At 35.2% G+C, this 26,538-nt stretch carries 13 protein-coding genes, 3 pseudogenes and 1 CRISPR repeat array; of the genes and pseudogenes, 8 read left to right on the top strand and 8 right to left on the bottom strand.

Going from position 1 to position 26,538, the window contains the following annotated elements:
- Positions 1 to 281: 281 nt before the first annotated feature.
- Complete coding sequence (gene sbcC, locus F6K06_RS11925; protein WP_287241130.1) at positions 282 to 3,332, bottom strand: exonuclease subunit SbcC; 3,051 nt, start codon at positions 3,330 to 3,332, stop codon at positions 282 to 284.
- A gap of 407 nt (positions 3,333 to 3,739) precedes the next feature.
- Here sbcC and F6K06_RS11920 point away from each other — a divergent pair.
- The 3 genes and pseudogenes from F6K06_RS11920 to F6K06_RS11910 all read left to right on the top strand — a co-directional run.
- Positions 3,740 to 4,195, top strand: a pseudogene (locus tag F6K06_RS11920) (IS1 family transposase); the annotation flags it as partial.
- A complete protein-coding gene (locus tag F6K06_RS11915) occupies positions 4,165 to 4,308 on the top strand; it encodes a hypothetical protein (protein ID WP_161564900.1) in 144 nt (47 codons plus the stop codon). The pseudogene F6K06_RS11920 and the gene F6K06_RS11915, both read left to right, overlap by 31 nt.
- Positions 4,309 to 4,362: 54 nt before the next feature.
- Positions 4,363 to 4,590 (top strand): annotated as a pseudogene (locus F6K06_RS11910) (IS1 family transposase); the annotation flags it as partial.
- Between the two features lie 111 nt (positions 4,591 to 4,701).
- Here F6K06_RS11910 and F6K06_RS11905 read toward each other — a convergent pair.
- From F6K06_RS11905 to F6K06_RS11895, 3 genes are all read right to left on the bottom strand, one after another.
- On the bottom strand, positions 4,702 to 4,863 hold the full coding sequence (locus F6K06_RS11905; protein ID WP_161564641.1) for a hypothetical protein: 162 nt from the start codon (positions 4,861 to 4,863) through the stop codon (positions 4,702 to 4,704).
- Positions 4,864 to 5,210: 347 nt separating this feature from the next.
- The gene (locus F6K06_RS11900) at positions 5,211 to 5,351 is read right to left on the bottom strand and encodes a hypothetical protein (protein WP_287277082.1); all 141 of its coding nucleotides are present in this window, start codon (positions 5,349 to 5,351) and stop codon (positions 5,211 to 5,213) included.
- On the bottom strand, positions 5,341 to 5,463 hold the full coding sequence (locus F6K06_RS11895) for a hypothetical protein (RefSeq protein WP_275670417.1): 123 nt from the start codon (positions 5,461 to 5,463) through the stop codon (positions 5,341 to 5,343). The genes F6K06_RS11900 and F6K06_RS11895 overlap by 11 nt, the downstream gene beginning before the upstream one ends.
- Before the next feature lie 2,027 nt (positions 5,464 to 7,490).
- On the opposite strand from F6K06_RS11895, the gene F6K06_RS11890 reads away from it, so the two are divergent.
- Positions 7,491 to 8,228 carry a phycocyanobilin:ferredoxin oxidoreductase gene (locus F6K06_RS11890; protein ID WP_124146340.1) on the top strand — a complete coding sequence of 246 codons (738 nt, stop codon included), beginning with the start codon at positions 7,491 to 7,493 and terminating at the stop codon, positions 8,226 to 8,228.
- A gap of 2,043 nt (positions 8,229 to 10,271) precedes the next feature.
- Here F6K06_RS11890 and F6K06_RS11885 read toward each other — a convergent pair.
- Complete coding sequence (locus F6K06_RS11885) at positions 10,272 to 11,270, bottom strand: hypothetical protein (RefSeq protein ID WP_240039098.1); 999 nt, start codon at positions 11,268 to 11,270, stop codon at positions 10,272 to 10,274.
- Positions 11,271 to 12,302: 1,032 nt separating this feature from the next.
- On the opposite strand from F6K06_RS11885, the gene F6K06_RS11880 reads away from it, so the two are divergent.
- The 4 genes and pseudogenes from F6K06_RS11880 to F6K06_RS11865 form a co-directional block, all read left to right on the top strand.
- Positions 12,303 to 14,333: a DNA polymerase III subunit gamma/tau gene (locus tag F6K06_RS11880; protein ID WP_124146341.1), complete on the top strand. Its 2,031-nt coding sequence runs from the start codon at positions 12,303 to 12,305 to the stop codon at positions 14,331 to 14,333.
- Between the two features lie 139 nt (positions 14,334 to 14,472).
- Positions 14,473 to 14,601 (top strand): hypothetical protein, encoded by a 129-nt coding sequence (locus F6K06_RS11875; RefSeq protein WP_275670418.1) that lies wholly within the window; start codon positions 14,473 to 14,475, stop codon positions 14,599 to 14,601.
- 827 nt (positions 14,602 to 15,428) lie between these two features.
- On the top strand, positions 15,429 to 15,722 hold the full coding sequence (locus F6K06_RS11870; protein WP_124146342.1) for a hypothetical protein: 294 nt from the start codon (positions 15,429 to 15,431) through the stop codon (positions 15,720 to 15,722).
- A gap of 321 nt (positions 15,723 to 16,043) precedes the next feature.
- Positions 16,044 to 16,262, top strand: a pseudogene (locus F6K06_RS11865) (methyltransferase); the annotation flags it as partial.
- 176 nt (positions 16,263 to 16,438) lie between these two features.
- Here F6K06_RS11865 and F6K06_RS11860 read toward each other — a convergent pair.
- The 3 genes from F6K06_RS11860 to F6K06_RS11850 form a co-directional block, all read right to left on the bottom strand.
- A complete protein-coding gene (locus tag F6K06_RS11860; RefSeq protein WP_124146343.1) occupies positions 16,439 to 18,232 on the bottom strand; it encodes a WD40 repeat domain-containing protein in 1,794 nt (597 codons plus the stop codon).
- Positions 18,233 to 19,096: 864 nt separating this feature from the next.
- Positions 19,097 to 19,510: a CRISPR direct-repeat array (repeat unit 47 nt; unit sequence AAAACTATAACGTCTTAGTTTTTGGTTTGAAACAGACTCAGAATATA).
- Positions 19,511 to 19,676: 166 nt separating this feature from the next.
- A complete protein-coding gene (locus F6K06_RS11855; RefSeq protein WP_287241123.1) occupies positions 19,677 to 21,371 on the bottom strand; it encodes an alpha/beta hydrolase in 1,695 nt (564 codons plus the stop codon).
- A gap of 1,084 nt (positions 21,372 to 22,455) precedes the next feature.
- On the bottom strand, positions 22,456 to 24,960 hold the full coding sequence (locus F6K06_RS11850) for an alpha/beta hydrolase (protein ID WP_287241121.1): 2,505 nt from the start codon (positions 24,958 to 24,960) through the stop codon (positions 22,456 to 22,458).
- Positions 24,961 to 26,538: the final 1,578 nt, after the last annotated feature.

Here is a 26,538-nt window from a genome sequence, read left to right as displayed (position 1 = left end):
TGACTGTTCCTTGTTCCCTGTTCCCTACCTTTGCTATACAATATTGATGCTATCGGACATGATATCAGTCAAATTGCAGGAGGTGTCTAATAGACATCTCCAGAAAAGAGGCAGTAGGCAGTAGGCAGTAGGCAGTAGGGAGAAAGAATTGATAATTTTTGTGTGAGAATTGATTTTATTTTTTATTTTTGGAGATGTCTAATAGCTAAAAGTCCTATATCCATTATCAATTAATGAATCCCTTCTTGCTTCTTCCCTCTTCCTTCTTTCTTCTTCCTTCTTTAAACAGATAACATAATTTGAGAACCTTGAGGGGTTTTACTAACTTCTATTCGTGCCTGAAAAGCTTCTTTAAAATGAGGAATATGAGTCACAGTTAAAATACAGGAAAAATCAGAAGAAATGGCATTAATAGCTGCAATTAATCTGTCGCATCCCTCGGCATCTTGAGTGCCAAATCCTTCATCAATAATCAGCAGTTGTAATGCAGTTCCAGAACGTTGTGCTAATAATTTTGACAATGCTAAACGAATGGCAAAGTTAACTCGAAAAGCTTCTCCACCGGAATAAGTTTCATAAGGTCTTGTTCCTTGAGTATCTGCAATTAAAATATCTAATGTATCTATCCATTTACTATTTTTTTTACTTCCTTTTGTGGCTTTTTGAGTCACGAATTGAATATGTAATTGATTACCACTTAATTTTGCCAAAATCTGATTTGTTTCAGCCTCTAACTGTGGCAAAATATTTTCAATCATTAGCGCCTGAATACCTTTTTTGCCAAAAGCTAAAGATAATTCTTGATAAACTCGATATTGCCGTTTAGCAGTTTTTAATTGTTCCAATTGTTGACTGGTTTGAACTTTCAATTTCTCTAAATGTTGTAACTGCTGTTCTACTTTTCCTAAACTTCCCAACTGTTCATCTAACTGCCGACGACGGTCTTGAATTTTTTTATCTAAAAATAGAATCTTTTCATCCGCATCAGGAGTTTGTTCTAACTGTTGATTTAAAGTAAAAATCTGGCTTTTAATTCCTGCTAAATCTTGTTGCTGATTTTCTATAACTTCCTTCAATTCATTAATTCGTTTTAGTAGGTGGGGATATTGTTTTTGAGCCTGACATAATTTTTCGATACGAGTTAACCAAAATTGTGTCTTTCTCAATTCAGACCTCACACAATTATGCTCTTCTAAATCATATCCAATTTCAGCAATTTCTCTCTCAATCACAATAATTTGCTGTTGTACTTGAGAAGTTTGTTTTTGCTGCTCCAACTCCTGTTTTAAACTAACTATTTGCCCTTCAATTTCTGGCAGATGAACCCTAATTTTCCCCAACTTTGTCTCTGCATCTTTTATCTGCCCATACTTAATTTCTGCCCACCTTAATTTCTTCTCTTCTTGTCTAGCTAAACTATGACTCCGGTCATCATAATTAAGCTGTTGAATTTTTTCCTCTAAAATGCTAATTTCAGCATATAAATTAACTGCAAAATCTCCTGTCTGTAGCGATCGCTCTACTTCTGCTACTTCTTTTACTAACTCTTGCAACAAGGTTTCATCTTTACCAATATTATCCAACTGCGCTTGTAAACTACCTCGACATTCCCGTAACTCATCATATTTCTCTAACTCTCCTTCTATTTGCCGATATTCTGTTCTCAAAACCTGAATTTCCCGCTCAGAAATAGCTAGTTGTTCCCGTGTAACCCATAATAAATCTCTAATTTCCTTTTGCTGACTCTGATGTTTGTTCACAACTAAATTCCAGTGATGTTCATCCAAAGGGCGATCGCATAATGGACAAGGTGGGTACTCTGTCACTCCTATTTCAATATTATCGGTACCTTTATTTAATAATTTCAACTTTTGATCTAACTCGGTAAGTCTAGTTTCGTAGTCTTTTTTATTGCGAACTAAACGTTCGAGAAAATGATGTCTTTCCTGTCCTTTTTCCTGTACCCGTCGCAGATAAACTCGCTTATTATCTAATTTAGAAATTTCTTCTACTACTTCCTGTAATGCTGTCTGTAGTTGAGGTTGCTTTTGCCGTTGAGTTTTTCTGAGTTGCTGCACTCTAGAATTGAGTTCTTCCAAACGAGCGCTCAAACGTGCTTGCTCCCGTTCCAGTTCAGTTTGTAATTTTTGGCGTTGTTGTTGTAGTGGGGTAACTTCCACCTGTAATTTGTCTAGTTCATTTAATTTTGTTCTGGCAGTTTGTAGTTGTTCCAGAGCAGTTTCAATATCAGCACGTTTGCTCAAAATATCTAAATTTTCTTGTTCCTGTTGTTTGAGAGAATTTAACTGTGCTTGATGTTGCTGAATTTTGTTTTGTACTTCTTGCAGTTGTTGACGTTGTTTTTCCTGGAGTTGTTGACGCTGGTTCAGAGCATTTTGATGGGTTCTAAATTTTGCAGATAAATTCTCTTCGGTAGTTTGCAAGTTTTGGAAATGAGCATATCCAGCTTTAATTTCATTTTCCTGTTGCAAAACTGCTAATAGTTCGTCTTGTTGTTGTTGGGTAGTTTTGAGTTCCTGTTGGAGGCGATAACATTCTTGCACCAGTTTGTCATATTGTTGTTGTTGTCCGTGCAGTAGTTTTTCCCAGGTTTGACGATGGTTTTGTTGAATTTGCAGTTGTTTGAGTCGTTCTTTATCACATTCTTGTTGTTGCTGGAGTTGAGTAAGGGTAGTTTGGAGATGAGTCTGTTGTTTAGCGATCGCTTCTTTTTGTTCGAGTTGTTTTTGGTTTACTTCTAAGGTCTGTTCAAGTAATTCCACTTTTGCTTTGAACTGCCTAGCAGTATCTTTAGCTTTTTCCCCAAGGGTGTCATATTGGTCAAGTTTGAGGAGGTTGGCAAGAATTTCTTTCCGTTCATTAGGACGTTTGAGCATAAATTCATCTGCTCTACCTTGACGCAGATATGCTGAGTTCACGAATGTGTCGTAGTCGAGTTTGAGATGTTGGATAATAGTTTGTTGGGTTGCACGGACACCTTTTTGAGTCAGACTTTTAAACCGGGAACCAGTGCTAATTTGAAATTCTAGAGTAGCTGAACTTCCCCGACGACGACCACGAATAACACGGTAAACATTACCGTTGCTGCTAAAGGTGAAGTCTACCCGTACTTCTTTTTCTCCCAGACTGATAATATCATCTTCAGTAGCGGCGCGACTATTTCCCCACACCGACCAGGCGATCGCTTCCAGTAGAGAAGATTTTCCTGCACCATTTGGTCCGCAAATACAGGCAGTATGCAGACCTGTAAAATCTAGAGTTGCTTCCTGATAGCTGAGGAAATTTTTTAGTTGCAATTTTTGAGGAATCATTTTGTTATCGCACTTTTAGTTGTCAAGATTTATTAACAGGACTTACGCACAGACACTAAATCTAATGAGGGCGAATGCCATTTGCGCTCCGCAAAGCTCCGAATTGCGCCCCTACATATGGCGCTTTCAAGGTAAATTTGCGTAAGTCCTGACTAAAATAATGTTTCACTGAGTTTTGTTTTAACTAATTTGGTTGATGTTAATTCACCCTAGTTTTTGCTTTCTTTTCTACGTTACTTTTTAGAAAACAACTATATTAGTCTGGTTATATTTTTCACATTTTACATTAGCACAAAAAAATAACTATTGTGCTTAGGTTTCTATCTGCAAATATAAATTATTGGGCGTTGTCAGAAAAGAAGATAATTCAGAGAATGATCAGCGTCTAGAGTTCAAGGAGAGATGTCATGGAATGTCCAGAATGCCACAGTCACCACATCCATAAAAATGGTCACGTGAAAAGGTAAGCAAAATTATATCTGTGTCAAGTGTGGCCGTCAATTGATCCCAGAATATCAACCCATACGGATATAGTGATGATGCCAAGCGCAACTGCTGGAAAGTGTATGTTAATGGCATGGGTTTTCGTGCCATAGAGAGAATTACAGGAGTTTCACGCACAACGATTATTGATGGGGTCAAACTTGTGGGAACACTTCTACCAGATGCCTATGAGGCAGAAACTATGCCAGAGGTCGGAGAATTGGATCAACTAGAAACCTTTGTCGGAAAAAAAAATCAAATCTGGCACAGGAGCTGCTGTAGACCATTTTCCCACCGGGATTTTAGGTTGGGTAGTAGGTAACCATAGTGCAGAAACATTTATGGTACTATGGCAGACTATTTCCTGGTGGAAATGTTATATCAAATCCGGTTAAACAGCCATAGAATGGTTAAGTTAGGAGTCCTCAGGAGTCAGTCGGACCTCCTCAGGAGGAGAAAGAATTACAAAGATAAACGTAGTTATGGCGATTGAAGATTTTTTTTATGTCCAATTAAACGGATTTGATATTACTTTTGGGTGAGGAATGGTAATCCAGTTTATAGCAAATTTATTCCGGCAGGAGATCAGATTGTGAGCAAGACTTACATGACTGGTGTAGAGGGAGAAAATACACGCGCTACGTCATTACTGAGCTATGTTAGATAGCAAAACCTTGTGCTATTCCAAGTCTGTTGAAATGTTAAAGCACTCAATTGACTACTGATTCATTACCTTAAGTTTAAAGAGGTCCCTGTTCCCACCCTGTCCCTATAATTCATCTTTTAATCTGACAACGCCAATTATTGAGCTTCCTATGGTAGACTAAATCTCATTTTTTCTACATTTGGTGTGATTAATTTCTTGTTTACACTATATGTAAATTTTCTAGGGGTGGCGATCGCTAAAAGTTGATTTATAAACTTGTTTCCCTGGTGTTAGATGATAAGTATTATACCAAGGGTAATAAATGTTTGCTACATTTTCTTGAGTAGGGGAGTAGGGTAGTAGGGGGCGAACGGCCGTTCGCCCGTACAGAGAAGTAAACATCAGAATTATTAATACGCTACTGACTAATCATTATCAAAAATGTGATTCCACCTGTGTTAATTACTTAATAATTGAAGTTTCACCTAAACTTAATAATTGAAGTTTCACCTAACAAAAGCATTCTTTTTTCACCCTTGGTATTAGAGAGCTTCTATTTCTCAATGGTGCTAAACAAGTTCAACTTCATTTAAAAACCTAAATATTATTGATTTATCGAAATTTACAGTCGTGCCAATTGAGCTGTTTTTTGAGGGTTTTATCTGTTTCGTTTTGAGCCGTAATATCAAATCCGGTTGCATAACTTCACTTCAATGTTTATAATAATAATATTGTCAGGCTTAATATCTCTATATAATTATATTCCTTTGATGAAAATATTCAAAAATATCTAATAATTTGAGTGTAAAATGTACAGCATCAAAGATATTCATTACACCTTCTGCTACAAAATTTTCTAATCTACTTCCTTCTATCAATTCAGTCACCATGTAGAGAGGAATATCTTCCTGAAAAAGTTTTGTCTTGACCACCACCACCAATATATTCAAATTTTTCCCAATTTTCATCCCAAGGTTTAGGTTTACTTTTACTTTTGCTCATAATTACACTGACTGAAACGCACAAATGTTATTATATAGAGCTTCGCTAGGGGTTTACTTACAAGTTATAATCAAATATAGTCAATGAAAAGTCGCTCAAAAGGAGATAAATACTTAGATGGTGATCGCTTAGAGTGTGAGGTCTTAAAATCTAATTTGATTCAGAAAAAATAGGGTTGAGCATTCTCTACTGACTACTAAATTGAAGTGAGGTTCTTCAACCTAATTTTATCTGATATTATGTGTGTTTAATTAGTGATAAAAAAACTTTCTCCTCCTCCTACTCTTTCTTCATTCTTTAACCTATCCCACTAATAATACTTTTGCTAAAAACTCTAAATATGTTGATAGTTAAAAACGAAAAATCAAGCTTTTAAAACACATTTTACTTAAACAAATAAACTTGTTAAAAATAGTGGGATAGCTTCTTTCTTCCTGAAACCTGACTCCTGACTCCTAACTTATTACTTATGACTCCTCCGTCGTTATTTATAACTGTTCAAGGGAATTTGATATTATTTCTCGCTCGCTACTTAATTTTTTCCCCATACAAAAACAACGCCTCAGTCTTACTCACTCAGTGACTTCCTTCAATTTCTGGATTATTTCTGGAGTTGCACTAAGTCATAAAATAAATCTTAGTTACATTGCTCCCCTTTTACCATTTAAGGAAGTATTAGTTTTCTATTTTGGCGTTGTTTTTGATTATTTAAGGAGACAGATTTTCGTAGATTTAACAGCTTTGTAACCTCCTGAGTTCCTGAAATTATTTCCTCTGTTTTAATGAATTTTAAATGAAGTTTAACTCAAATCTCAACTTGAGTAATCTTTACTTCCTTACCGTTACAACTTGAGGAATTATCAGCTTCTGCCAAAGAAGTTGCTGTTGTTGAATCACACAGATAACTAGAGTTAACAGTATTTTTTTCCTCCTTATTTTTAATGTCAACTACTTAACTAACAATTAAGGTTGACAACAACCTGTTTCTCGGTCAAAACCTTAACACTCAGTATTAAGTTATAACTCTTTGATCGAAGAAGATGAGGTTATGAATGTTTGAAGCTTTGCTGCTTCAATTACTAATCTAACACTGTTACTAATAATTACAAGACAATTTAACGAAACTTTACTTTATTTTTTTAAGTCAATCTTTTCAAACAATAACACCCACCTATACTCACTTTATTACTTCCTTTTTTCCTCTTTAGGTCTTGGATGCACAGCTTTAAATTCACTGTACTAATCCCAAATTTTTAGGAAGTATTCGCTTTCTAGATGGGTGTTATTCCGACTTTGTATTGAGATTAACTTAAAATTTAACAGCTTTTTTTTTCCTCCTTGGCTGAGTAATTTCCTCTACATTATTCAATATTAAATAGAGTTAGAATTTTTCAAAAATTCAAATTCATTGCTCCCCTACAAATATTTGAGGAAATATCAACCACCGTTGGTAGCTGTTGGAATCTAAATGAACAGATGATGAACAGGTTAAACAGTTTTTTGTTACCTCCTAAGTTATTATTTTAACTTTTGACATCTGCTAAAGAAGCCTTTTTGCTTCTTCATGTTTTTAATTTAGCACTATCAATCAACTATGCAAGTTAATTTAACGAAACTTCACTGAATAGCTTTTCAATACCTTTGAGATTGTAAATATAGGTTAAATTTTAGTCATATTTACTATATAATTAAAATCTAAGTAAAACTCTGATTAGGAGATAATTTAGTATTTAGGAAAGTAACAATATATGGTGTTAAGAATTGAAAAATTAATAACTTTGAACACCGTTATATGCTAGACAGCAATCGCAGTATTCAGAAAACAAGAAAATACTTCCCAAGTTCACCATCAATTTTCACCTCACTTTCTATTTATAATAATTTATCCTTTCGATTTCTGATTTTTATTGAGACAATGAGGTAGAATTGTGGGATTCTAATGAATATACAAACTACTAATTAAGTAAGTATCTAAAATCTAAAAAAGCTAAGATAGTAAAATTACACCTAATTGGCCTATAACTAGAATGTTAAAAACATCAATTCCATCACTACGAGAACAACAGCACCCCTTAATATGCCAACTAGCAGATACCATAGAAGCAATTTGGCAACGTTACCTGGACTTACAACCATATTACCTACCCGCAGAACTAGGGTATGTAGAAGGCCGTCTCGAAGGAGAAAAACTAACAATAGAAAACAAATGTTATCAAACCTCCCAGTTCCGCAAGCTACATCTGGAACTGGCCAAAGTAGGTCAAAGCTTAGATATATTACACTGCGTAATGTTTCCTAGAACAAGTTATGCCCTACCTATATTTGGCACAGATTTAGTGGGAGCAAGAGGTCAAATAAGTGCAGCAGTAGTCGATCTATCACCCCTCAATCAAGAAAGGAAACTGCCACAAGTCTATAATTACCAACTTAAAAACTTACCAATAAAAGAATTTTCTTATCCTCGCCAACTTCCTAAATGGGGCGAAATATTTTCAGAATTTTGTCTATTCATACGACCTAGTGATTTAGACGAAGAACAAAAATTTCTATCTATAGTGGAATCTTACCTAGAAATACATTGCCAACAAGCGATCGCCCAAAAACCTGTTACCTCAGAACAACAACTTGAGATTCTTAAAGCTCAACGCCATTACTCTAGTCAGCAGAGACAAAACGACAAAACTCGCCGAGTCTTGGAAAAAGCTTTTGGGCCTGAATGGACAGATTATTATTTGACAACTGTATTATTTGATAGTCCTGATTAATGATTACAAAAGAAATTGCGAATAATTTTTTTTGATTTGTTATATCATGTCCGCTTAATTAGTGAGAATAAAGTTCTTAGTTGGTAGGTGTAAATTCAAGAGGGAACACTGGAAACGGAGCAGAAGTTTGGGATATTTCTTCCAGATTTAGAGGATAACATTTTTACTATATTTAATCATCCGGACATGGTATTTAATATATATTAAAGATTGTAGAGACCTTCGATTAAACATATCTACAACTCAACAAATTCGAGAGTCAGTAGCTAATCTAAATTGTATAGTAATTTCAAATAAGAATGAAACACTTTTTCGGCTGAAAGTATTTCCAGACGAGGAAACCTTACCGGGTTCTGACCATTTGCGTCTGTCGCCGACGCGGGGTGACACCCCTGTTCTCTGTTCCCTGCTATAAATGCGACGCAAAATGTGCAAATGTATTGAGAATTTAAACCCAATTTTTTAGGCAGAAACTGTACATCAAATCATAGAAATTTTTAGAATTAATAGGATTAGGAGAATGAGTACATTACTACCCTAAGAGTTTATATGGCGAGCAAAAGTAAAGGGTAGCTCGCTCATGCTTTAATAATTAAACCTAAGTTAGTATTGCAGTAGATGAACCCACGGTTGCTTTAGATAGTAAATCTGGTATAAATATAGTTGAAATTATGATAGTTTAAATTCTGCAAAATTTAGCTAGTAAAAAGAAGAAAATTATATTTATTTTTACTCGCAATTATCGCATTTTATCAAAATAATATCATGTCCGCTGGTATCGTTCGTGTAAACCCAAAGGTGAATATCTACAGGAAATTTAAGTTTTTTTCTTGCTCTTAAGTATTCTTGCCTGTTCCCTGTTCCCTGTTCCCAGCTCCGGTGTTCCCTACCCTTGCTATACAATACCGATGCTACCGGACATGATATAATTGGGTCGCGCCACCCCGCCTTTTAAGGCGAAATATTTTTGGAACCTTGCTCAAATTCCCCGTTACAAAAATAACTCCTGATTTCTGACTTCTGACTTCTGACTTCGTTATATCATGTCCGCTGGTATCCTTTGTGTAAACCCAAAGGTGAATATCTACAGGAAATTTAAGTTTTTTTCTTGCTCTTAAGTATTCCTGACTGTTCCCTGTTCCCAGCTCCGGTGTTCCCTACTCTTGCTATACAATACCGATGCTACCGGACATGATATTAAATGTTGCTAACCTGATAGTTAAAATTGAAGATTTTTACCTGTTAAGCTAGGCATATTTAAACACAATAAAATCAAACTAGTCAATTTCCACTCATTAACATTTCGCTACACTACATGATTCCTGAAGTCTGCTTTTCTTCTTCTTTGTTCCTTTTTCCTGACTTTAATTATTTCCGAATTTGAGTATTTTTAGCATTATTTTTAATTGGGTAGTGCAGAGCGCAAAGTGTGGGAGAAGTAATTAGGTCGTTCCAACTCTAAGGAGTGATACTGCGCTCTGCAATGCTCCGCGAACGCGTTCCTCAGCTGTTTGTGCAGCAGTATTTTCTTTGCGACTATGAACCCAAATCCAATTGAAGTAGGCCATACTGCTGATGCCACGCTCCGCGAATGCTAACCTAACCGTTATCTCTGTCTGTGCCCAGACCTTACCAAATTTATTCTGGGGTGCGATGCCACCTACCTATCTGCTGTGTCTGGTCTTTAAACTTGATATGCTTTACTTCTGGAGGCAAAACTCGCTCATACCCACCCTAATCATCAGTATGCCACTGCCAGTCAGTTAGTTTTCCCTTCTGTGTTGGTGATTAATTCTGTATCGGAACTGGTCAGTGTGTTTGCTGACACGAGTGGCCAAAATTAATCCACGTTCTGGATGCTTGAGTCATCCCAATCCAACAATCACATGAGTGTCAATTCATTCATCTGACAGTGTTTTTGTGTTTTGAGTCCGTCTTACATTCTGGGGAGATCCCAGAATTACGCACTCGCTTTTTTTTGGACAAATGACCAAAATTCGTCACTACTGACTTGTGAGGTTTCTATATGCGCGTACATGGGCATTATGAATCATTTCCACACTTTCTTGATACACTACCTTTAATTGCACCTTTTGTTTTCCTTTTTGCAGATACCTGCATTCTTGCTCCTTTAGTATTTTTAACATTATTTTTAATTGCACCTTTTATTTTCCCTTTTGTAGATACCTGCATTCTTGCTCCTTTAGTAGTATTTCTTTTACTTACAGTTGATCTGAATGGAGGTGGAGGTGGAGGTGGAGGTGGAGGTGGAGGTGGAGGTGGACTAACATTTCTTGCTGCTGGTCGGTTAGTACGAAATAGAACTCCATCATTAGATTGCTCTAGTACCAACATCGGTGTTGGTTTTGCTTTTTGATCCCAATCAATATGTACAATTCGACCTTGAATAGTAGGAGTCCAATTATCATGATCGTCACTAGGACTAAGGTAGGTTTCTAAACAATCAATAATTTGATTAATAGTTTGAGAAGTTGCCTGAGTTGGTAATTTTGTTAGTTTGATTGACACCCGAAATAACACTCTTTTTTTCAGATCTTTGCCTGGTTCCCCAGTATCATATTCTACATCAAACATAGAATCAATTTGTCGCCCACTTGGGTTTCCTTTTTCTCCTGCTGCTAATGGAGTAGGACGCAATACAATACTAATTTGTTGTTTAACTTTTACCTTAATTTGATTGACAATAGCAAAGTGAAAAACTTCCTCTACCATCCGCATTCTTAAGTAGTCTAAGTTAAACTCTCGCGAATGGATTAGGTCAGGATTTTTTTCCATTTTTGAGATAGTTGCTACAGCCAATTTATATTTTTTACGCAGGTCTTTATTTCTAAATCCTTCCATATTTAGTTTTTTATTAAATTGCTTCATTTTTACTTGGTGGAATATACCCATAATAATCACTAATAGTAATAGTAGTCCAGATGCAGCCATCCAAATATATTCTGATTTTTGCAAAGTTACTTGTGGTGCTGGTGAAGCTTGGGTTAACCTTGGTTCCACAATAGTAATTGGTGTTAACATAGGTTTTAAATAAAATTTGACAATTAATTTACAGAAATTTAAAGTTAAAATCAGGGAGTTAATATTTTCAGGATAAATACCTGATGGTTATAGTTGGTAGAAAATAGTTGAAGTTATTGATTGGCTAAAAAACTATAAACAGGTTAAAAATTACTACAATTACAGGTATAGTAAGCATCTTGATAATTTGAATTTTAAATATATTACAGAAAATAAACTATAAATTTGTCTTATTTTTATCTGTTTTTAGGCCGCCTTAAATTCTGATAATATCTCATGGTTATCCACTAGCTTTTGATTGATTTTATCCACAAAGTATCATATAAAATCTAGAGTTTTTTTGTTTGATTTTCTGTAAAGTGTAAGCATTTCCTGCGGAATGCTGTGCAAATAGCTATTAGCTGTATGCTCTCAGCAACAAGGATCTCTCCTTAAGGACAGTGTTGAAATTAATATAGACTTTAAGGGCAAGGGATATAACTTTTGTAGTAAGACAATTAATAAAGCTTTGATCGTAAACTAAAAGCAATAGCTGATAGCTAATAGCTGACTGCTGAATGCTTATTGTCAAGTAAAGATTGATTGTCTAAATAATCAAAAATAAATCCTAAACCAGCTAGCCAATTTTCCAGCCTCATAGAAATTGATAGGCAATTCTAAATTAAGTTAGAACTTTTTCAAGATTACTCAAAAAATCAAGGCTATTCAAAAAATTTTTCTAAAAGTTAACTCATCATTTAGGAATCATATTAGAAATTAGACATACATTTAATTTATGCACAAAAATTAAGTAAGATATTTAAAATCTTTGAACTACTACTCTATAATAGTAATAGTAAATATTATACTTTATATAAATTAGGGAAAATACATAAATTGTTAAAACCTTTGTAAAGGAATAAATTGTCATAGACAATATAACTAAAATATCATCAAAATTTTCAGCAGAAATACTGAAAAAAAACAAGAAATTAGTATTGCTGATTACTTTAATCAAACTAGAATATACGAAATCATTCTTATTTCTGAATTGTGGCCTACAAACCCCTCCATCACAAATATCGTCCTCAGACTTTTGCTGACTTAGTGGGTCAGGAAGCGATCGCCCAAACCCTCACAAATGCTATCCATACTGAACGAATAGCTCCAGCATATCTATTCACAGGACCGAGAGGTACAGGGAAAACTTCCAGCGCCAGAATTTTTGCCAAATCTCTCAACTGTCTCTCCCATGACCATCCTACCCCCAGTCCTTGTGGTACTTGTGATGTTTGTATAGGTATTACAAAAGGGTCAACTCTGGACGTAATAGAAATTGATGCAGCTAGCAATACTGGTGTGGACAACATTCGGGAATTGATTGAAAGATCCCAGTTTGCACCTGTTCAATGTCGTTATAAGGTATATGTGGTCGATGAAGTCCATATGTTATCTGTGTCAGCTTTTAATGCTCTACTCAAAACTTTAGAAGAGCCACCAAACCGAGTGGTCTTTATTCTGGCAACTACAGACCCTCAGAGAGTTTTACCGACTATTATCTCCCGTTGTCAAAGGTTTGACTTTCGCAGAATTCCTCTAGAAGCGATGGTTGGACACTTGCAAAAAATTGCTACGGAAGAAAAAATTGAAATTACCACTGAAGCTGTCCAAATGATAGCTCAAATTGCTCAAGGTGGACTGCGAGATGCAGAAAGTTTGTTAGACCAGTTGAGTTTATTGGCAGGTGAGATTACAGTTGAACGAGTATGGGACTTGGTAGGGGCAGTGCCAGAGCGAGATTTAATGTTACTTTTAGAAGCGATCGCCTCTGATAATTCTACGGAAGTTTTGGAATGTACTCGTCAAATAATGGATCGGGGTCGAGAACCGATTATTGTATTACAAAATTTAGCAGGATTTTACCGAGATTTATTAATAGCAAAAACTGCACCGACAAATGGAAATTTAGTGGCGTTGACAAAATCTACTTGGGAACAACTTTGTCAAGTTTCTCAAACATGGGATATTAGCACTATTTTAGCCGGTCAAAAGCATTTACAAACTTCTGAAGTACAAATTAAAAATACGACTCAACCTCGTTTATGGTTGGAGGTCACTTTGTTGGGATTATTGCCTGCTGCATTGGCAAGTTCGAGGGTAATAGTCGAACAGTTACCTCAAAGACAAACAAGTCAAAATATTTCGGTTCAAAGTACTTCTAAAAGTTCTAGTCAACCACAAGCAAAGCCTCCTATTTATTCACCTCCAAAACAGAAAATATCGGAGGTAAAAGAAATTCCGACTGCATCAAAAAATGAGGAAAATTTAGTTCCTTCGGAAGCTGTTAATGTTAATCCTAAAGAAGTTGATTTACAAGAAATTTGGCAAAGGGTACTTGCTGAAGTTAAATTAAGTACCCAACAGTTACTACTTCAACCTCAGCCTCAAGTTATATTATTAGGGTTTAACAATCAAGTAGCGCGTATTGGTGTTAGTTCTGATAAATGGCAGAAAATGGTAATGTCTAAAGTTGCTAATATTGAAGCTGGGTTTGAGAAGGTTTTTAAGACTGCGGTAAAAGTTAAAGTAGAAGTAACAAATACCAAGGGAAAAAATCAAAGTGTTAGTGAAAATATTTATCCCAATAATAGTAGAAGAGAAAGAAACATAACTAACCATGAAAAACATCAAGAAACCTCTAACTCTGATGATGAAGTTATAGAAGATGAACCAGAAACAATCCAAAAATCTAATACAATAAAATCGGACAGAGAAAACAGATCTATGCCAGATATTTCTTTGTTTCAACCACAGTTGGATAATGTAGCGAAACAGGAAAAATCTCCTGAAAAAGAAAGACAAACTGTAGCAGTTGCCACTCGCCGAATAGCTGATTTTTTTCAGGGAGAAATAGTAGATATAGAGTTAATTAAATCAGCAGATAAAACTGATTTATCTGCTGCATCAGAGTCTTCTCAGTTATCGGTTAACTCTCAGATTTTTGAGTCTGAAGATAGTAATATTGGCATAGATGAGCCAGAAAAAAATGAAGACCTTGAACTTGATGATGATATTATATTTTAACTAGCTGGTAGCTTATACCGTCTGGAAAAAATATTCGGTAGTGCAGAGCGCAAAGTGTGGGAAAAGCAATTAAGTCTTTCCACTTCCAAGGAGCAACTGCTAATCCTGCCCTTTGTGCTGCTGTACTATCCTTTCTACTATGAACCCAAATCCAATTGAAGTAGGGGATACAGCGTTTCGCCACGCTCCGCGAACGCCAAGCTTACTGTTACCTCCATTTGTTGCCAGAGCTTGCCAAATTTATTCTGTCGGCAATACCATCGACTAGTCTGCTGTCTGATAATTCCATTTGTGCCTTCCAATTACTGTGTCTGGTCTTTACCAATGATGTGTTCTACCAATGGGGGTAGAACTCCTTCATACCCTCCTCAATCATCAGTATGCCATTGTTTAGAGTTAATTTTCCCTTCTGTGTTGACGATCAATTCCTCAATGAACTGCTCAGTATGTTTACCAACTCTAGCACTCAGCATTACAGCGGTTTTCCTGCACGGTAGACCACAGTAGGGACGTTCCTTAAATCCCACATTCCGCACGACAAAATGTAGTATGTAAAAGTTAGAAAACTTGAGTAAGTATTGATATAGCAATGTGCGCTGGCATATTTACAAATTACAGGAGGTGTCCAATAGCTAAAAGTCTTATATGATTCCTACGGAATGCTTGCGCAAACAGATTTTTATTCCCCCTATTGCCTTCCGGAGCTGTTGCCTGTTGCCTGCGCGCAGCGCTATAGTGCTCAAAAAGACTTGCTCACTGCTGCTGAGTATAAATTCAACTATAACTGTGCCAAAATATGAGGTTATATCATGTCCGTTTAATTGGACATAAAAAAAATCTTCAATCGTCATAACTACCCTCATCTTTGTAATTCTTTCTCCTCCTGACTCCTGTCTCCTGACTCCTGAGGACTCCTAACTTAACCATTCTATGGCTGTTTAACCAGATTTGATATTATATCATGTCCGGTTGAATACTGATAAATAAACGACGGAGGAGTCAGGAGGACCGAGTCAGGAGGGAAGAAAGAAGAAGCAAGAAGTAATAAGAAAAAAGAAAGATGTTTATGAAACTTTTGAGGGGCAATTTTTATGTTTGGAAGCTGTTCCTGCTACAACAAGTGCAAAGGAAGAAAGTCAAATAATTTCTGAGGTGGAAAATATTGGTGATGGAGCTGTTAAATTTAATCATCTTTTTAATCAATTAATTAACAAATGGCAACAAAAATTTGATGAAATAACTAAAAAACATCAAAAAGTAGTAGTTTGGGGTGCTGGTTCAAAAGGTTTGACATACTCTCCGGCTGTTAGGCGCGGAGATTCTCCTGAAACCAGGATTCTTGGTTTGCGTTCCGCAAGGCTACGCCAACAACGAGTCCACTTAAATTAAACACCTTGCGGCACCTAACCCAGAGATGGTTCTCACGCCTGCGCGTTTGCTCTATTCCAAGAGCCTGTGGACCTATGCCCTACGGTACAGTTCAAACCTTAAAAAAACTTTGGTTCTCTGATACTTGTTGCTTAGAGCAATTCCTAAGTACAAGCATTCCTGTACAAAACCCCATAACTCTAGTTTTCAAGGTGCAAACGCTACAAGTTAGGTAGCTATAGGTTTTTAGAGCGGTTGAATACCTTTGCGCTTTTTTAAGCATAACATAAAGTCCCCCTTTTAGGGGGAGGCTTTAAACCCAATTTTTCGGTAACTTTTTTAAATTTATTGAAAGAATATAATGATATTGAATATGTTGTAGACCTAAATTCTCGCAAACAAGGAATGTATATTGCTGGAGCTGGTCAAAAGATTGTTTCTCCAGAATTTTTAAAAGATTATCAACCAGAAATAATTATTATTATGAATCCTATATACGAGCAAGAAATTAGACAGCTTACTTATCATTTAGGTTTAAAGTCAGAATTTATTTTGGTTTAGATTAAAATTGGGCGTTGCATCATCATAGGATGATTTTAATATGTGTCAAAAAATTTGTTTTGATCTATCAACATTTTCAGATACGTGCAAATCTGATTATCATCCCGCAATTATGCAACGTCTCTTCTCCCCTCTCTCCTAGATAACCAAACGCCTTCTTCCTTCTGCTATATCTTCTAAATTTGCCATAATCTCACTGTTCCATCCTCACTCCCAGTCGCAATCAATTTACTGTCTGGACTAAAAGCAATATCATTCACAGTATCTGTATGTCCAGCCAATACCTTAATTTCTGTAGCTGATTTTGTATCCCATAACTTGACAATACCATCCCTATCTCCAGCAGCTAAAAACCTACTATCAGGACTAATTGCAACACTCTCTACTAAGTTGTCATATCCTTCTAAAATTGTAACTTCATCCTGAGATACCATATTCCATAAATGCACTTGCTCGCAACTGCTAAAGCTTAGAAACTGACCATCGTTACTGAACGCAACATTACTTATGCAATTAACGCGACTCTCCAAAATATTGATTTCTGTCTCAGAAGCAATATCCCATAACCTCACAGTACCATCATCGCTACCAGAGACCATAAACTTACCGTCAGAACTAAAAACAACACTTTGAATATAGTCTGTATGTCCCAAAAAACTTTTGACTACTTGCTTTGATGCAATTTCCCATAAATTTAGATGATGTTCTGAATTAATAAACGCTACTAATTTTAGGTCTGGACTGATAGCAATAATTTTCGGGCAACTATTTCGCGGTATCTGAATATAAGTTTTTGATTGATTTTTCCACAAGCATATCTGATTAAAGTTGCCATCAGAAATCAGACTACTGCCAAAAACAAAACAATAATCATCTGAGTTATTAGATGTAACTGTTTGCACCCACTCCATATCTGAGACTATTGTTTCGATCTTTTCTCCAGAAAGGATATTCCATAATTGGATTTGATTACGACTGACAATAGCTAGAAATTTTCCATCAGAACTAAAAGCCACTTTTTTGATGAAAAAATTTGTTTGAGTTTCCAGCACTGTCATCGTTTTTCCCGATGGAATTTCTAAAATATTTACTCGATCGTAACTGCTAGCAGCCAAAAATTCACTATTAGGACTAAAGGCAATACTACCAATGTAATTAGGATGACCGGGTAATGTGACTATGTTTCTTTGCGATGCCAACTCCCAGATTTGATTATCAGCAGCTAGGAGGCGACTGTCAGAGCTAATAGCAGCATTGTTATGCCATGAGTCAAGAAATTTTGACTCGGTTCCTGCTACCATATCCCATATATGTAAACCATTACTCCCGCAAACAATTAATCTGCCGTCTGGACGAGAAAATACAAAATTAGAGGGAAAGTCTGTTTCCCCTGCCATCGTTTTTACTTGAGTTGCAGATGTTATTTCCCAGACTATAAGATCACCTATATCTATAAATGTAGCTGCTAGAAATTTACCATGGGAGGCGATCGCTACACTCACTACTTCTAACTCTTCTTCAGAATAAGATAATTGTATCGCTGGAGTCTCTGTTGTCGATGCTAAATTCCAAAACCTGACAGTACCTTTATTATCTCCACAGGCAAGAAACTGACCTTGAGAACTAATGGCAATACAAGTTATTGTTATATCATCATCAGTTTGTATTTGCAGTTGTCGCAAAAGTTGCCTTTGCCGTAAATCCCAAATATAAATTTTTTGACCCCAACCTAATGCTAGTGTTGTACCATCGTGACTTATTGTGCCACATTTTGCCGGGGAGTCGATATCCCACAGTCGTTGCCAATTATTAATATCGTATAAGCTAGTACCACCACTGGCGCAGATTACTAATAAATCGTTATTCAGGAATTTGATTTTGTAGATATGTCCCAAGGCTATTCGTTGAGTAATTCCTGCTTCTTTTAAGCTAGGTAAAACTACTTGCAATTGATTGGAGTGAGTGTACATTTTCAGCAGCCAAATATAGGGGGATATAACAGAAATATTATCTCAATTTTCAATTTAACAAAGTGTTGGGCCACTCAAGAGTTTTATAGGGCAAGGCAACAGGCAACAGTGGGAAGAGTATTTCTCTGTCTTACCGAAAAATTGTGGTATAAAGCCTCCCCTTTTAAGGGGATAAAAAGCGGTCGTTAGCGGAGCTTCCCGTAGGGTGGGATGGATGGGTTTCCTAACCATATCCAATCGACCAAGAGAAGAAAAAATTTCATGATTAGTCAATCCTATCCGTTTTAAAGGAGAGGTAATTCTAAATTCTTAATTCTTGAAGGTTCATCATTAATCTATGTCCTAACCAACTGGTTCCTTGCTATATACTCAAATTATTTGAATTTTCAAAAAAAAATTTCTTGAGTTGGTAATAAGTATTTATTTATCAAAATAATTGGGTCGCGCAACCCCACCTTTTAAGGCGAAATATTTTTGGAGCGAAGCTCAAATTCCCTACTTCCCCTCCTGGGAGGGGGAGGGGCGAGGGGTGGGTTAACTATAGAGCAATATTTTTGTTGATTCCAACTTCGGTCTTTCGGTAGTGCGAAAACTATAACGTCTTAGTTTTTGGTTTGAGACAGACTCAGAATATAGTGCAATATTTTTGTTGATTCCAACTTCTGTCTTTCCTTGTCCGTAAAACTACAACGTCTTAGTTTTTGGTTTGAAACAGACTCAGAATATAAGGCAATATTTTTGTTGATTCCAACTTCGGTCTTTCGGTAGTACGAAAACTATAACGTCTTAGTTTTTGGTTTGAAACAGACTCAGAATATAAGGCAATATTTTTGTTGATTCCAACTTCGGTCTTTCGGTAGTACGAAAACTATAACGTCTTAGTTTTTGGTTTGAAACAGACTCAGAATATAAGGCAATATTTTTGTTGATTCCAACTTCGGTCTTTCGGTAGTACGAAAACTATAACGTCTTAGTTTTTGGTTTGAAACAGACTCAGAATATAGGGCAATATTTTTGTTGATTCAAACTTCGGTCTTTCGGTAGTACGAAAACTATAACGTCTTAGTTTTTGGTTTGAAACAGACTCAGAATATAAGGCAATATTTTTGTTGATTCAAACTTCGGTCTTTCGGTAGTACGAAAACTATAACGTCTTAGTTTTTGGTTTGAAACAGACTCAGAATATAAGGCAATATTTTTGTTGATTCCAACTTCGGTCTTTCCTAGTGCAAAAACTACAACGTTTTAGTTTTTGGTTTGAGACCAACTCAGAATATAGCGATCGCCCGACTCTATTTTGATTGGCTTTTCATTATAACTACAACGTCTTAGTTTTTAGATTTTGGATAAAGTCAGAAGGTACTGAGTCCTAACTTTTAACTTCTCAACTAGAAAGGCCAGCACAAAACCTAAAATATCTCCCACGATATATATATAGGTTAGACTAGGAGAAAATATTTTTAACTAAAGCTGGAATTAACTTTTCTACTGTCGAAGCAGATAAAAAACCAAGAGTATAAGGTTCTTCACTAATAGCTACAGCATAAGAAGATTTTAAATAATCTAAATAATCAGAATTATTCTCTAGATATGTCTGAAAAAATGCAAAACTAAAAGCATCAATATAAGATTTAATTACTGGGGAACTGGCACTAACTAACTGATTTAAAGAATCATCATCTACAGATTCTACATTTTGAATTTCAGTAATATTAAAATCTAGATGTTTTGCTCCTTTTGTCAACATAAAATACTTTTCTGTTACTGGCAACCAAGTAAAGGGATAAACTTGTTCTATTACTACGGGGGTTAATTGGTCTTCACTACCAGCAACCCACAAAATCGGTATATTAATATGACTTAAACCAGATTTACCAAATATACTGCTATTTACTGGGTCTATAATTAATACTGACTTAATTCTTTTATCTCGTAAATCATAATTTTTTTGAGGTAAGTCTAAAGCACGACATTGTAAAAATAAGGAGGGATTTAAAGATTTAATTTGGGGTAAACAATCTTGTTTTAGTTGTGCAAAATTAATTTTTGCTCCTGCTAAAGCTAATGTTGTATAAGCACCAAAAGATTGACCTGCCATGCCGACATTTTTTAGGTTTAGTTTTCCTTGATATTGAAGTTTATTGCGACGTTCAAGTTCATCTAATAAATAGGTAATATCTAGGGGTCTATTAATAAATTCTCTGAGTTGAAATATTTCTGTTTCTTTTCCTTCTAGAAAAGCTTGAAAATGATTAAAGTCACTGCCTGGATGTTGTATTTTTGCTACGGCAAAACCATGAGAGGCTAAATGTATGGCTAAATGTTGCCATTGACTAAGTTTTGCTGCTAAACCAGGGGAAAGAATAATTAGTGGAATAGTTTGAGTTTGTGTTTGGTTAGATGGTAAATAAAGATTAATTAGAAATTGGCGGTTACGACTTTTATCGTTGAGGGTTAGAGTTTCTTGATAGAAGGAAATATTGCCTGGTTGGCGTAAGTCTGGCAATGTGGAAAAATCTATTTTTTCTTCTGTAGAAGCAGCGGTTAATGTGATTTGTTTAACTTCTTTAAGTAGTTTTTCTGTATCTTCAAGTAAGGCAGAAAATTCTCGATTTACTGCCAGAATTTTCCGAATATTAAACTGTACTTCTCCCGGAAAGTTTTGCAAAACATTGATAGGTGTAAAATCTTGAGATTTCGCAGTTTTAATTAAAGCCTCTCTCAGAGCGATCGCTCCATTATTTCTACCTTGAGTTTGAATCATTTCTCCTAAATATTGGAGTAATTTTTCTCCCATAGGGGAATACAAACCTTGAGCAAGTTGCATGGGATTAATATTCAGATTAAATTGGAGTACATTTCTCAGTTTTTGCTGATTTTCTGCATCTATCAATAGGAAATATAACTTTAAATCATCTTCAACTTTACCTGTTTCAGCATAAGTTTCTAAAGCAGTGAGAGATACAGAAATTTTCAGCAAACCGTAATTAAAATGAATCTGTTCTGCTGCTTTAGCTGAGAAATTTACTAGCACAAGTGATGTGGTTACTAAGACGAGGGACAGTAACCATAAAAACATCCTTTTTTTAGTTTTTCTCTGACGTTTGATGGAAAAATCAGGCTTAATTTTGCTACTCATTTACCGAATAATTAAGGTTTAAAACCTCCCCTTTTAAGCTATCCCTGATAAGGAACTTCTGAAAACCTTGTGGGGAGCAGGGGAGTAAGGAGCAGGGGAGAAGGGAGAAAGAGTATAGATAGGTAAGCAAAACTACTTAGGGTTTGCTGAATAAAGTATAAGTGGTAGGGGTAGGAGTCAGAATTCAGAATTCAGAATTCAGAATTCAGAATTCAGAATTCAGGAATTAGGGGAATTAATTAGGAGGTAGTCAGAAAAATTGTCCCTTGATTTTTCTGCCATAATCATCCCAAAATACTATCTTTTTGAGCTTTTTAGACTGAAAAGCTTGCACTTTTTTCGACAAAAAAATGCTAAAATCAATATCCGTAAATGCTTTGATATTTAATCAGCAAGCCCTACTTAAGTTATCAAAAAAATGTATTTTTCAATGCACTTTTTATCCGCAAAAATCCTCTCAAATGCCAATACATAACTTGTCTATTTTATCAAATTTTATGTTAAGAAAGGTGTTTATAAAGCATAGCCTTTTAAGGGGATAAAAAGCGGTTGAGGGATGGCTAGGTGCCATATCCAGTCAACTAAGAGAAAAGAGAATATTCCATATTTCAAGCCTCCTTATTACAGAGGTACTGATAAGGTAAGCATTCAGATATTATACCATTTTGAAAAAATAATTTTACATATAGTAAGCAATATTAAAGTAATTTATAGAAAATATCTATTGGACGAAAAAGATAAATTACTACATAAAAAATGGTATCAAACCTATCCCCATACGACTCCTGACTCCTGTCTCCTGACTCCTAAGCAGTAACCTAAATATTTGTAGCAAAGATTTATAAAACTGATATTAGCTGTCAGCTATCAGCAACAAGATTCTCTCCTTAAGAACAGTATTTAAATTAACAACTGACTTTAAGAGTAAGGAAAGCAACTTTTGTAGTAAGACAATTAATAAAGCTTTTATCCTAAACTAAAAGCAATAGCTGATAGCTGATGGATGACTGTTGTTTGCGCAGCATTCCGGAGGAAATGCTTACCTGATAACTGATAACTGATAACTGATAACTGATAACTGAAATTACTTTTTATGATTCACGCAATAATCTAGATTTTCTAACTGATAAGGAAACAACTTTTTGAACCATTTTTCATCAATGGGTTGAGATTTATCGCCATCAATAAAAGAGTTAAGTTTATTTTGCCATTCTGGGTCATTATTCGGAATAATCATCCCATAAAAATCACAGGTTAAAGGTTTTTCTGGAACTAACTTGTAATTATTAATATCTAAATTTTGCCTGACTACTTCCCCGATAGATAAAATTCCATCATTAACAAAAGCCTGAATTTCTCCTTTAGCTAAAGATTTTACAGCTTGATTCACCCCTGTATTACCTTCAAAATAAATTGCTTCAGTTTCAGGATATTTTGTTTGAATAAATTTTTCTGTAGTAGTATTTCTCAAGACACCTGTTTTAACTCCTGCTAAATTGCTATTAGGATTTATTTCTGTGTCTTTAGCAACTAGAAAATTCGTTCCTGTGACAAAGAAAGGATTAGAAAAAGCCACATTTATCACATCATCTCTAATAGTATTTGGACCGCATTCTAAATGTACATTACCATTCTGAACTAACTGAAAACGATTTTCTAGATTCGATGGAATTTTTATTACTTTAACTCCAGTGGAAATTTTCAATTCTTGAGCAATTTTTTGAGCAAAAACATCAATTATATCTTCACAATAACCAGCCCATTCTCCGGTATTATTTACATAACCAAAAGGAGTAGCGTCTCTTCTAATTGCTACTTTCATTACTCCAGTTCTTTGAATTTCTTCTAAGATACTTTCTTGTCTTTTAGGAACTTGAGCAGTAACAGTTGGAGGTACGATCGGTTTTGGTGGAGAATTACCATAAGCAGTTTCTAATTGTTGTGCTTTTAAAGATTGAATTAAATTCAAACTTAGGGAATCTTTATTCATAACTTTCCCATAAGAAGCAGTTAAATATGGTTCATATTCTGATTGATTATCTAGATATTTTTTAAAGAAAGCTACGCTCAAGTTCTTGAGATAATACTGTCCTACTTCTGGTGTTGGTCCCTGTAATATTTCAGGCAAACCAGGTATTAAAGTGCTGGTAGAAAAATGAGTTCCCGGAATCAAAAAAGCTAAATATTTATCTGGGTTATCCATCCAAATAAAAGGATGAACATCTTCTTCTATTCCTGGGGTGAGAAGATCGTGACTACCTCCCATCATTAGAGTAGGAACAGAAATATTTCTCATTTCTTCAGGTCCGAAAACTACACTTGTTAGAGGAAAGTAAGCAAAAACTGCTTTGATACGAGGGTCTCTTAACTGATAGTTTGAAGGAGGTAAATAATTGGCACGACATTGCAATAATACTGATATATTTAAACTCAAATTTTCCGGGTCACATTCTTGATTTAATCTGGGCAAATTAATATTTGCACCTCCTAAAGATAAGACTGTTGTTGCACCAAAAGAATTTCCCAATGCACCTACTTTATTTAGGTCAAGTTTCGATTTCCAGTCAGGGTCAGTTTCAACTAACTTTTCCAGTTCATCTAATAAATAACTCAGGTCTAATGGTCGGCTAAGATATTCAATAGGACTAATATCTATATCAACTTCTCCTTTTAAAAAAGATTGGCGATATGCTAAGTCACTACCTAAATGTTCTACACCAGCTAATGCAATACCATAAGATGCTAAATGTTCTGCTAAAAGAATACTTTTTTTCTCAGCTCCAAAACCATGACTATAGACTACTAATGGTACTGGTTGAGAAATTCCTGCGGGTAAATAAATATCAGCTTCAAGGTTATAAGAACCTGCTAAACCTGTGTAAGTTTGGCGTAAACCACTTATTTCAAAACTAATAGATTTTTTGATGACTTTATAGGGACCTGGTTTACTCAAATCTGCAAGTTGAGAATAATCAATTTTTGGGTCTGTAGCAACTTGTTTTTCTGTCTGTTCAATAATTGCTGTAACTGAAGTATCTCGATACTCATTAAAAGTAGTTAACTCATTAGAAAACTCAGATAAAAAATTTGTACTTATTCTGATTGTTTCTGCGGGAAATTTTTTAATAACATTGATAATAGTAAATCCTTCTTCTGGATCTGATGCAGCTTCTATTAAAGCTGTTCTTATCGCATCATAACCATTAATATCGGGGTTAATTTGTACTAACTGACCAAAATATTTGAGAAAATCTTCTCCCATTGCCATATTTGTCAGACGAGAAATTAATTCAGGGGGAATGTCAAAACGTTTTTGCAATACTTTCTGCAAATTTGCCAAATCTTCTTCTTCCATAAAAGCAGCATAAAAGGCAAAATCATTACTAATTATTCCTTCTTTAGCAAAGACTTCTAGAGAATCTACAGACATATATAAATCTGTGAAATTCGGAACTTTAAATACTATCCTTTCAGCAGCATCAACTGGTTTTGGTTTGAATAGATCTTGCAAAAAATCAAAGCTAACGACCGATGCTATTACTAGAGTGGTTGTCAAAAAAAATTTTAATTTTCTAGGCTTTTTACTCATATTTTTAAATCACCAAAAACTTCAAATATTCTTAACTTCAGAACAATGTATTAATGTCATCATTCAGCGGTTAGCTATCAGCTATCAGCTATCAGCTTTATTACTGAAAAATCGTGGTCTAAAGTCTCCGCTTTTAAGGGGATAAAAAGCGGTCGAGAGATGGCGCAATTCGGAGCAGCTCTGATAAGAGCAGGTTTCCTCGCTATATCTAATCGACCAAGAGAAAAGAGAATTCCGCATTTTCTTGCCTCCTTATTGCAGAGGTACTGATAACTGAAATGACCTTTAGTGGACAATTTAAGCTCATTGTCTTATTCTTCAATTCTTTGTTTAAAAATGTAGTATTAGTAATTTTTTTGAAACTATAATAATATAGCACTACATTTTTTGGCGTTTGACGAAAATTTTGGTTGTCCGGAAGTAGGAAGCAGAGAAAAGTCTGTGTCCTATTTGCGTAGTGATATATATCAAAAAATCAGGAGTACACTATGGAGCCTAAAAATAGTTATAAATCACTTAAATCTAACCCTTTTAAAGTATATTGTGACCCGACAACAGGAAAATGGACTGTGGTTAAATCTTGTAAAAAATCAATTAATAAAAAAGCAGCTTGATGAAAATAATATCTGATCTATTGTGCGCTCTTAATTTTTTTCTTGATTGATCAATAAATCAAAAAAGTAAGTAACTAAAAAGGTAAGCATTCAGCTATTAGTGGTCAGCTCTTCCTGCGGAATGCTACGCAAACAGTTTTTTAATGAATGAACCAAGTATTTGCTTAACTTCTACTACAATTTTAAGCAAAGAATTGAAGCACAAGAACAACTAGCTTAAATTGCCCACTAAAGGTAATAAAGCTGATAGCTGACTGCTGAATGCTTACCTAAAAACTACTTTTTTGATTTAGATAATTGTTTTTAGATAAATTGCTATAAGATTGTGTCTTTGTGTAAATATTGACTATAAGCAATCCTATTTAAATTGTAATATTTTGATGGCAGTTAGGAGTCAGGTAGGAGAATCTTCGGATTGGCAACCTACAGAGTTTTAAAAGTTTTCAGTTCAGATTAACTATTATAAAAATTTTCACAACCAATTTAGGATTCCTATATTTATATCAAGAATATTTAGATAAATATTTACTACAGCAGATAACAACTGTGCGACCTCCCTAAAAGGTTCGTTAGTTACCTATTTATTGTCAAAATTTTTTCTCTAAAAAACACTCATATCCTTTTTTAGGTAAATGAACTACAAAGATTTAAGACTTTACCATTAAGAACGAGGTTTAATATTCTGTCCATTTAATTAGTTAGAAAAACTTTCTTCTCCTCTTCCTTCTTCTTCCCTCCTAACTCCTCCTTAGTAAATATAAACATAATATTTCCAACCTAACTTAACTCAAACCACCCCCTATATTTAGCCTCATTCTGATTTTGGAGACTAGGTTTTTTCACCACTTTCTGACTTTTTATAGCACTACGCAAATGGGGTGCAGACATTTATAAATGCTCAAAGTTAGTCAGGGATAACTTCTAGCTTCTGACTTTTGACTTGCGCGTAGCGCTATAACCGTGG

This window comes from Okeania sp. SIO1H4, from assembly GCF_010672695.1.
Lineage (GTDB): Bacteria > Cyanobacteriota > Cyanobacteriia > Cyanobacteriales > Microcoleaceae > Okeania > Okeania hirsuta.
The sequence above is the reverse complement of the archived record's forward strand: the minus strand, read 5'-3'. Positions and strand labels throughout refer to the sequence as shown.

What these genes read in the sequence shown, in the direction of transcription:
- sbcC (WP_287241130.1), bottom strand. Translation starts at nt 3,332, where the DNA reads ATGATTCCTCAAAAATTGCAACTAAAAAATTTCCTCAGCTATCAGGAA.
- F6K06_RS11915 (WP_161564900.1), top strand. Translation starts at nt 4,165, where the DNA reads ATGGCAGACTATTTCCTGGTGGAAATGTTATATCAAATCCGGTTAAAC.
- F6K06_RS11905 (WP_161564641.1), bottom strand. Translation starts at nt 4,863, where the DNA reads ATGTTTACTTCTCTGTACGGGCGAACGGCCGTTCGCCCCCTACTACCC.
- F6K06_RS11900 (WP_287277082.1), bottom strand. Translation starts at nt 5,351, where the DNA reads ATGGTGACTGAATTGATAGAAGGAAGTAGATTAGAAAATTTTGTAGCA.
- F6K06_RS11895 (WP_275670417.1), bottom strand. Translation starts at nt 5,463, where the DNA reads ATGAGCAAAAGTAAAAGTAAACCTAAACCTTGGGATGAAAATTGGGAA.
- F6K06_RS11890 (WP_124146340.1), top strand. Translation starts at nt 7,491, where the DNA reads ATGTTAAAAACATCAATTCCATCACTACGAGAACAACAGCACCCCTTA.
- F6K06_RS11885 (WP_240039098.1), bottom strand. Translation starts at nt 11,270, where the DNA reads ATGTTAACACCAATTACTATTGTGGAACCAAGGTTAACCCAAGCTTCA.
- F6K06_RS11875 (WP_275670418.1), top strand. Translation starts at nt 14,473, where the DNA reads ATGAACCCAAATCCAATTGAAGTAGGGGATACAGCGTTTCGCCACGCT.
- F6K06_RS11860 (WP_124146343.1), bottom strand. Translation starts at nt 18,232, where the DNA reads ATGTACACTCACTCCAATCAATTGCAAGTAGTTTTACCTAGCTTAAAA.
- F6K06_RS11855 (WP_287241123.1), bottom strand. Translation starts at nt 21,371, where the DNA reads ATGAGTAGCAAAATTAAGCCTGATTTTTCCATCAAACGTCAGAGAAAA.
- F6K06_RS11850 (WP_287241121.1), bottom strand. Translation starts at nt 24,960, where the DNA reads ATGAGTAAAAAGCCTAGAAAATTAAAATTTTTTTTGACAACCACTCTA.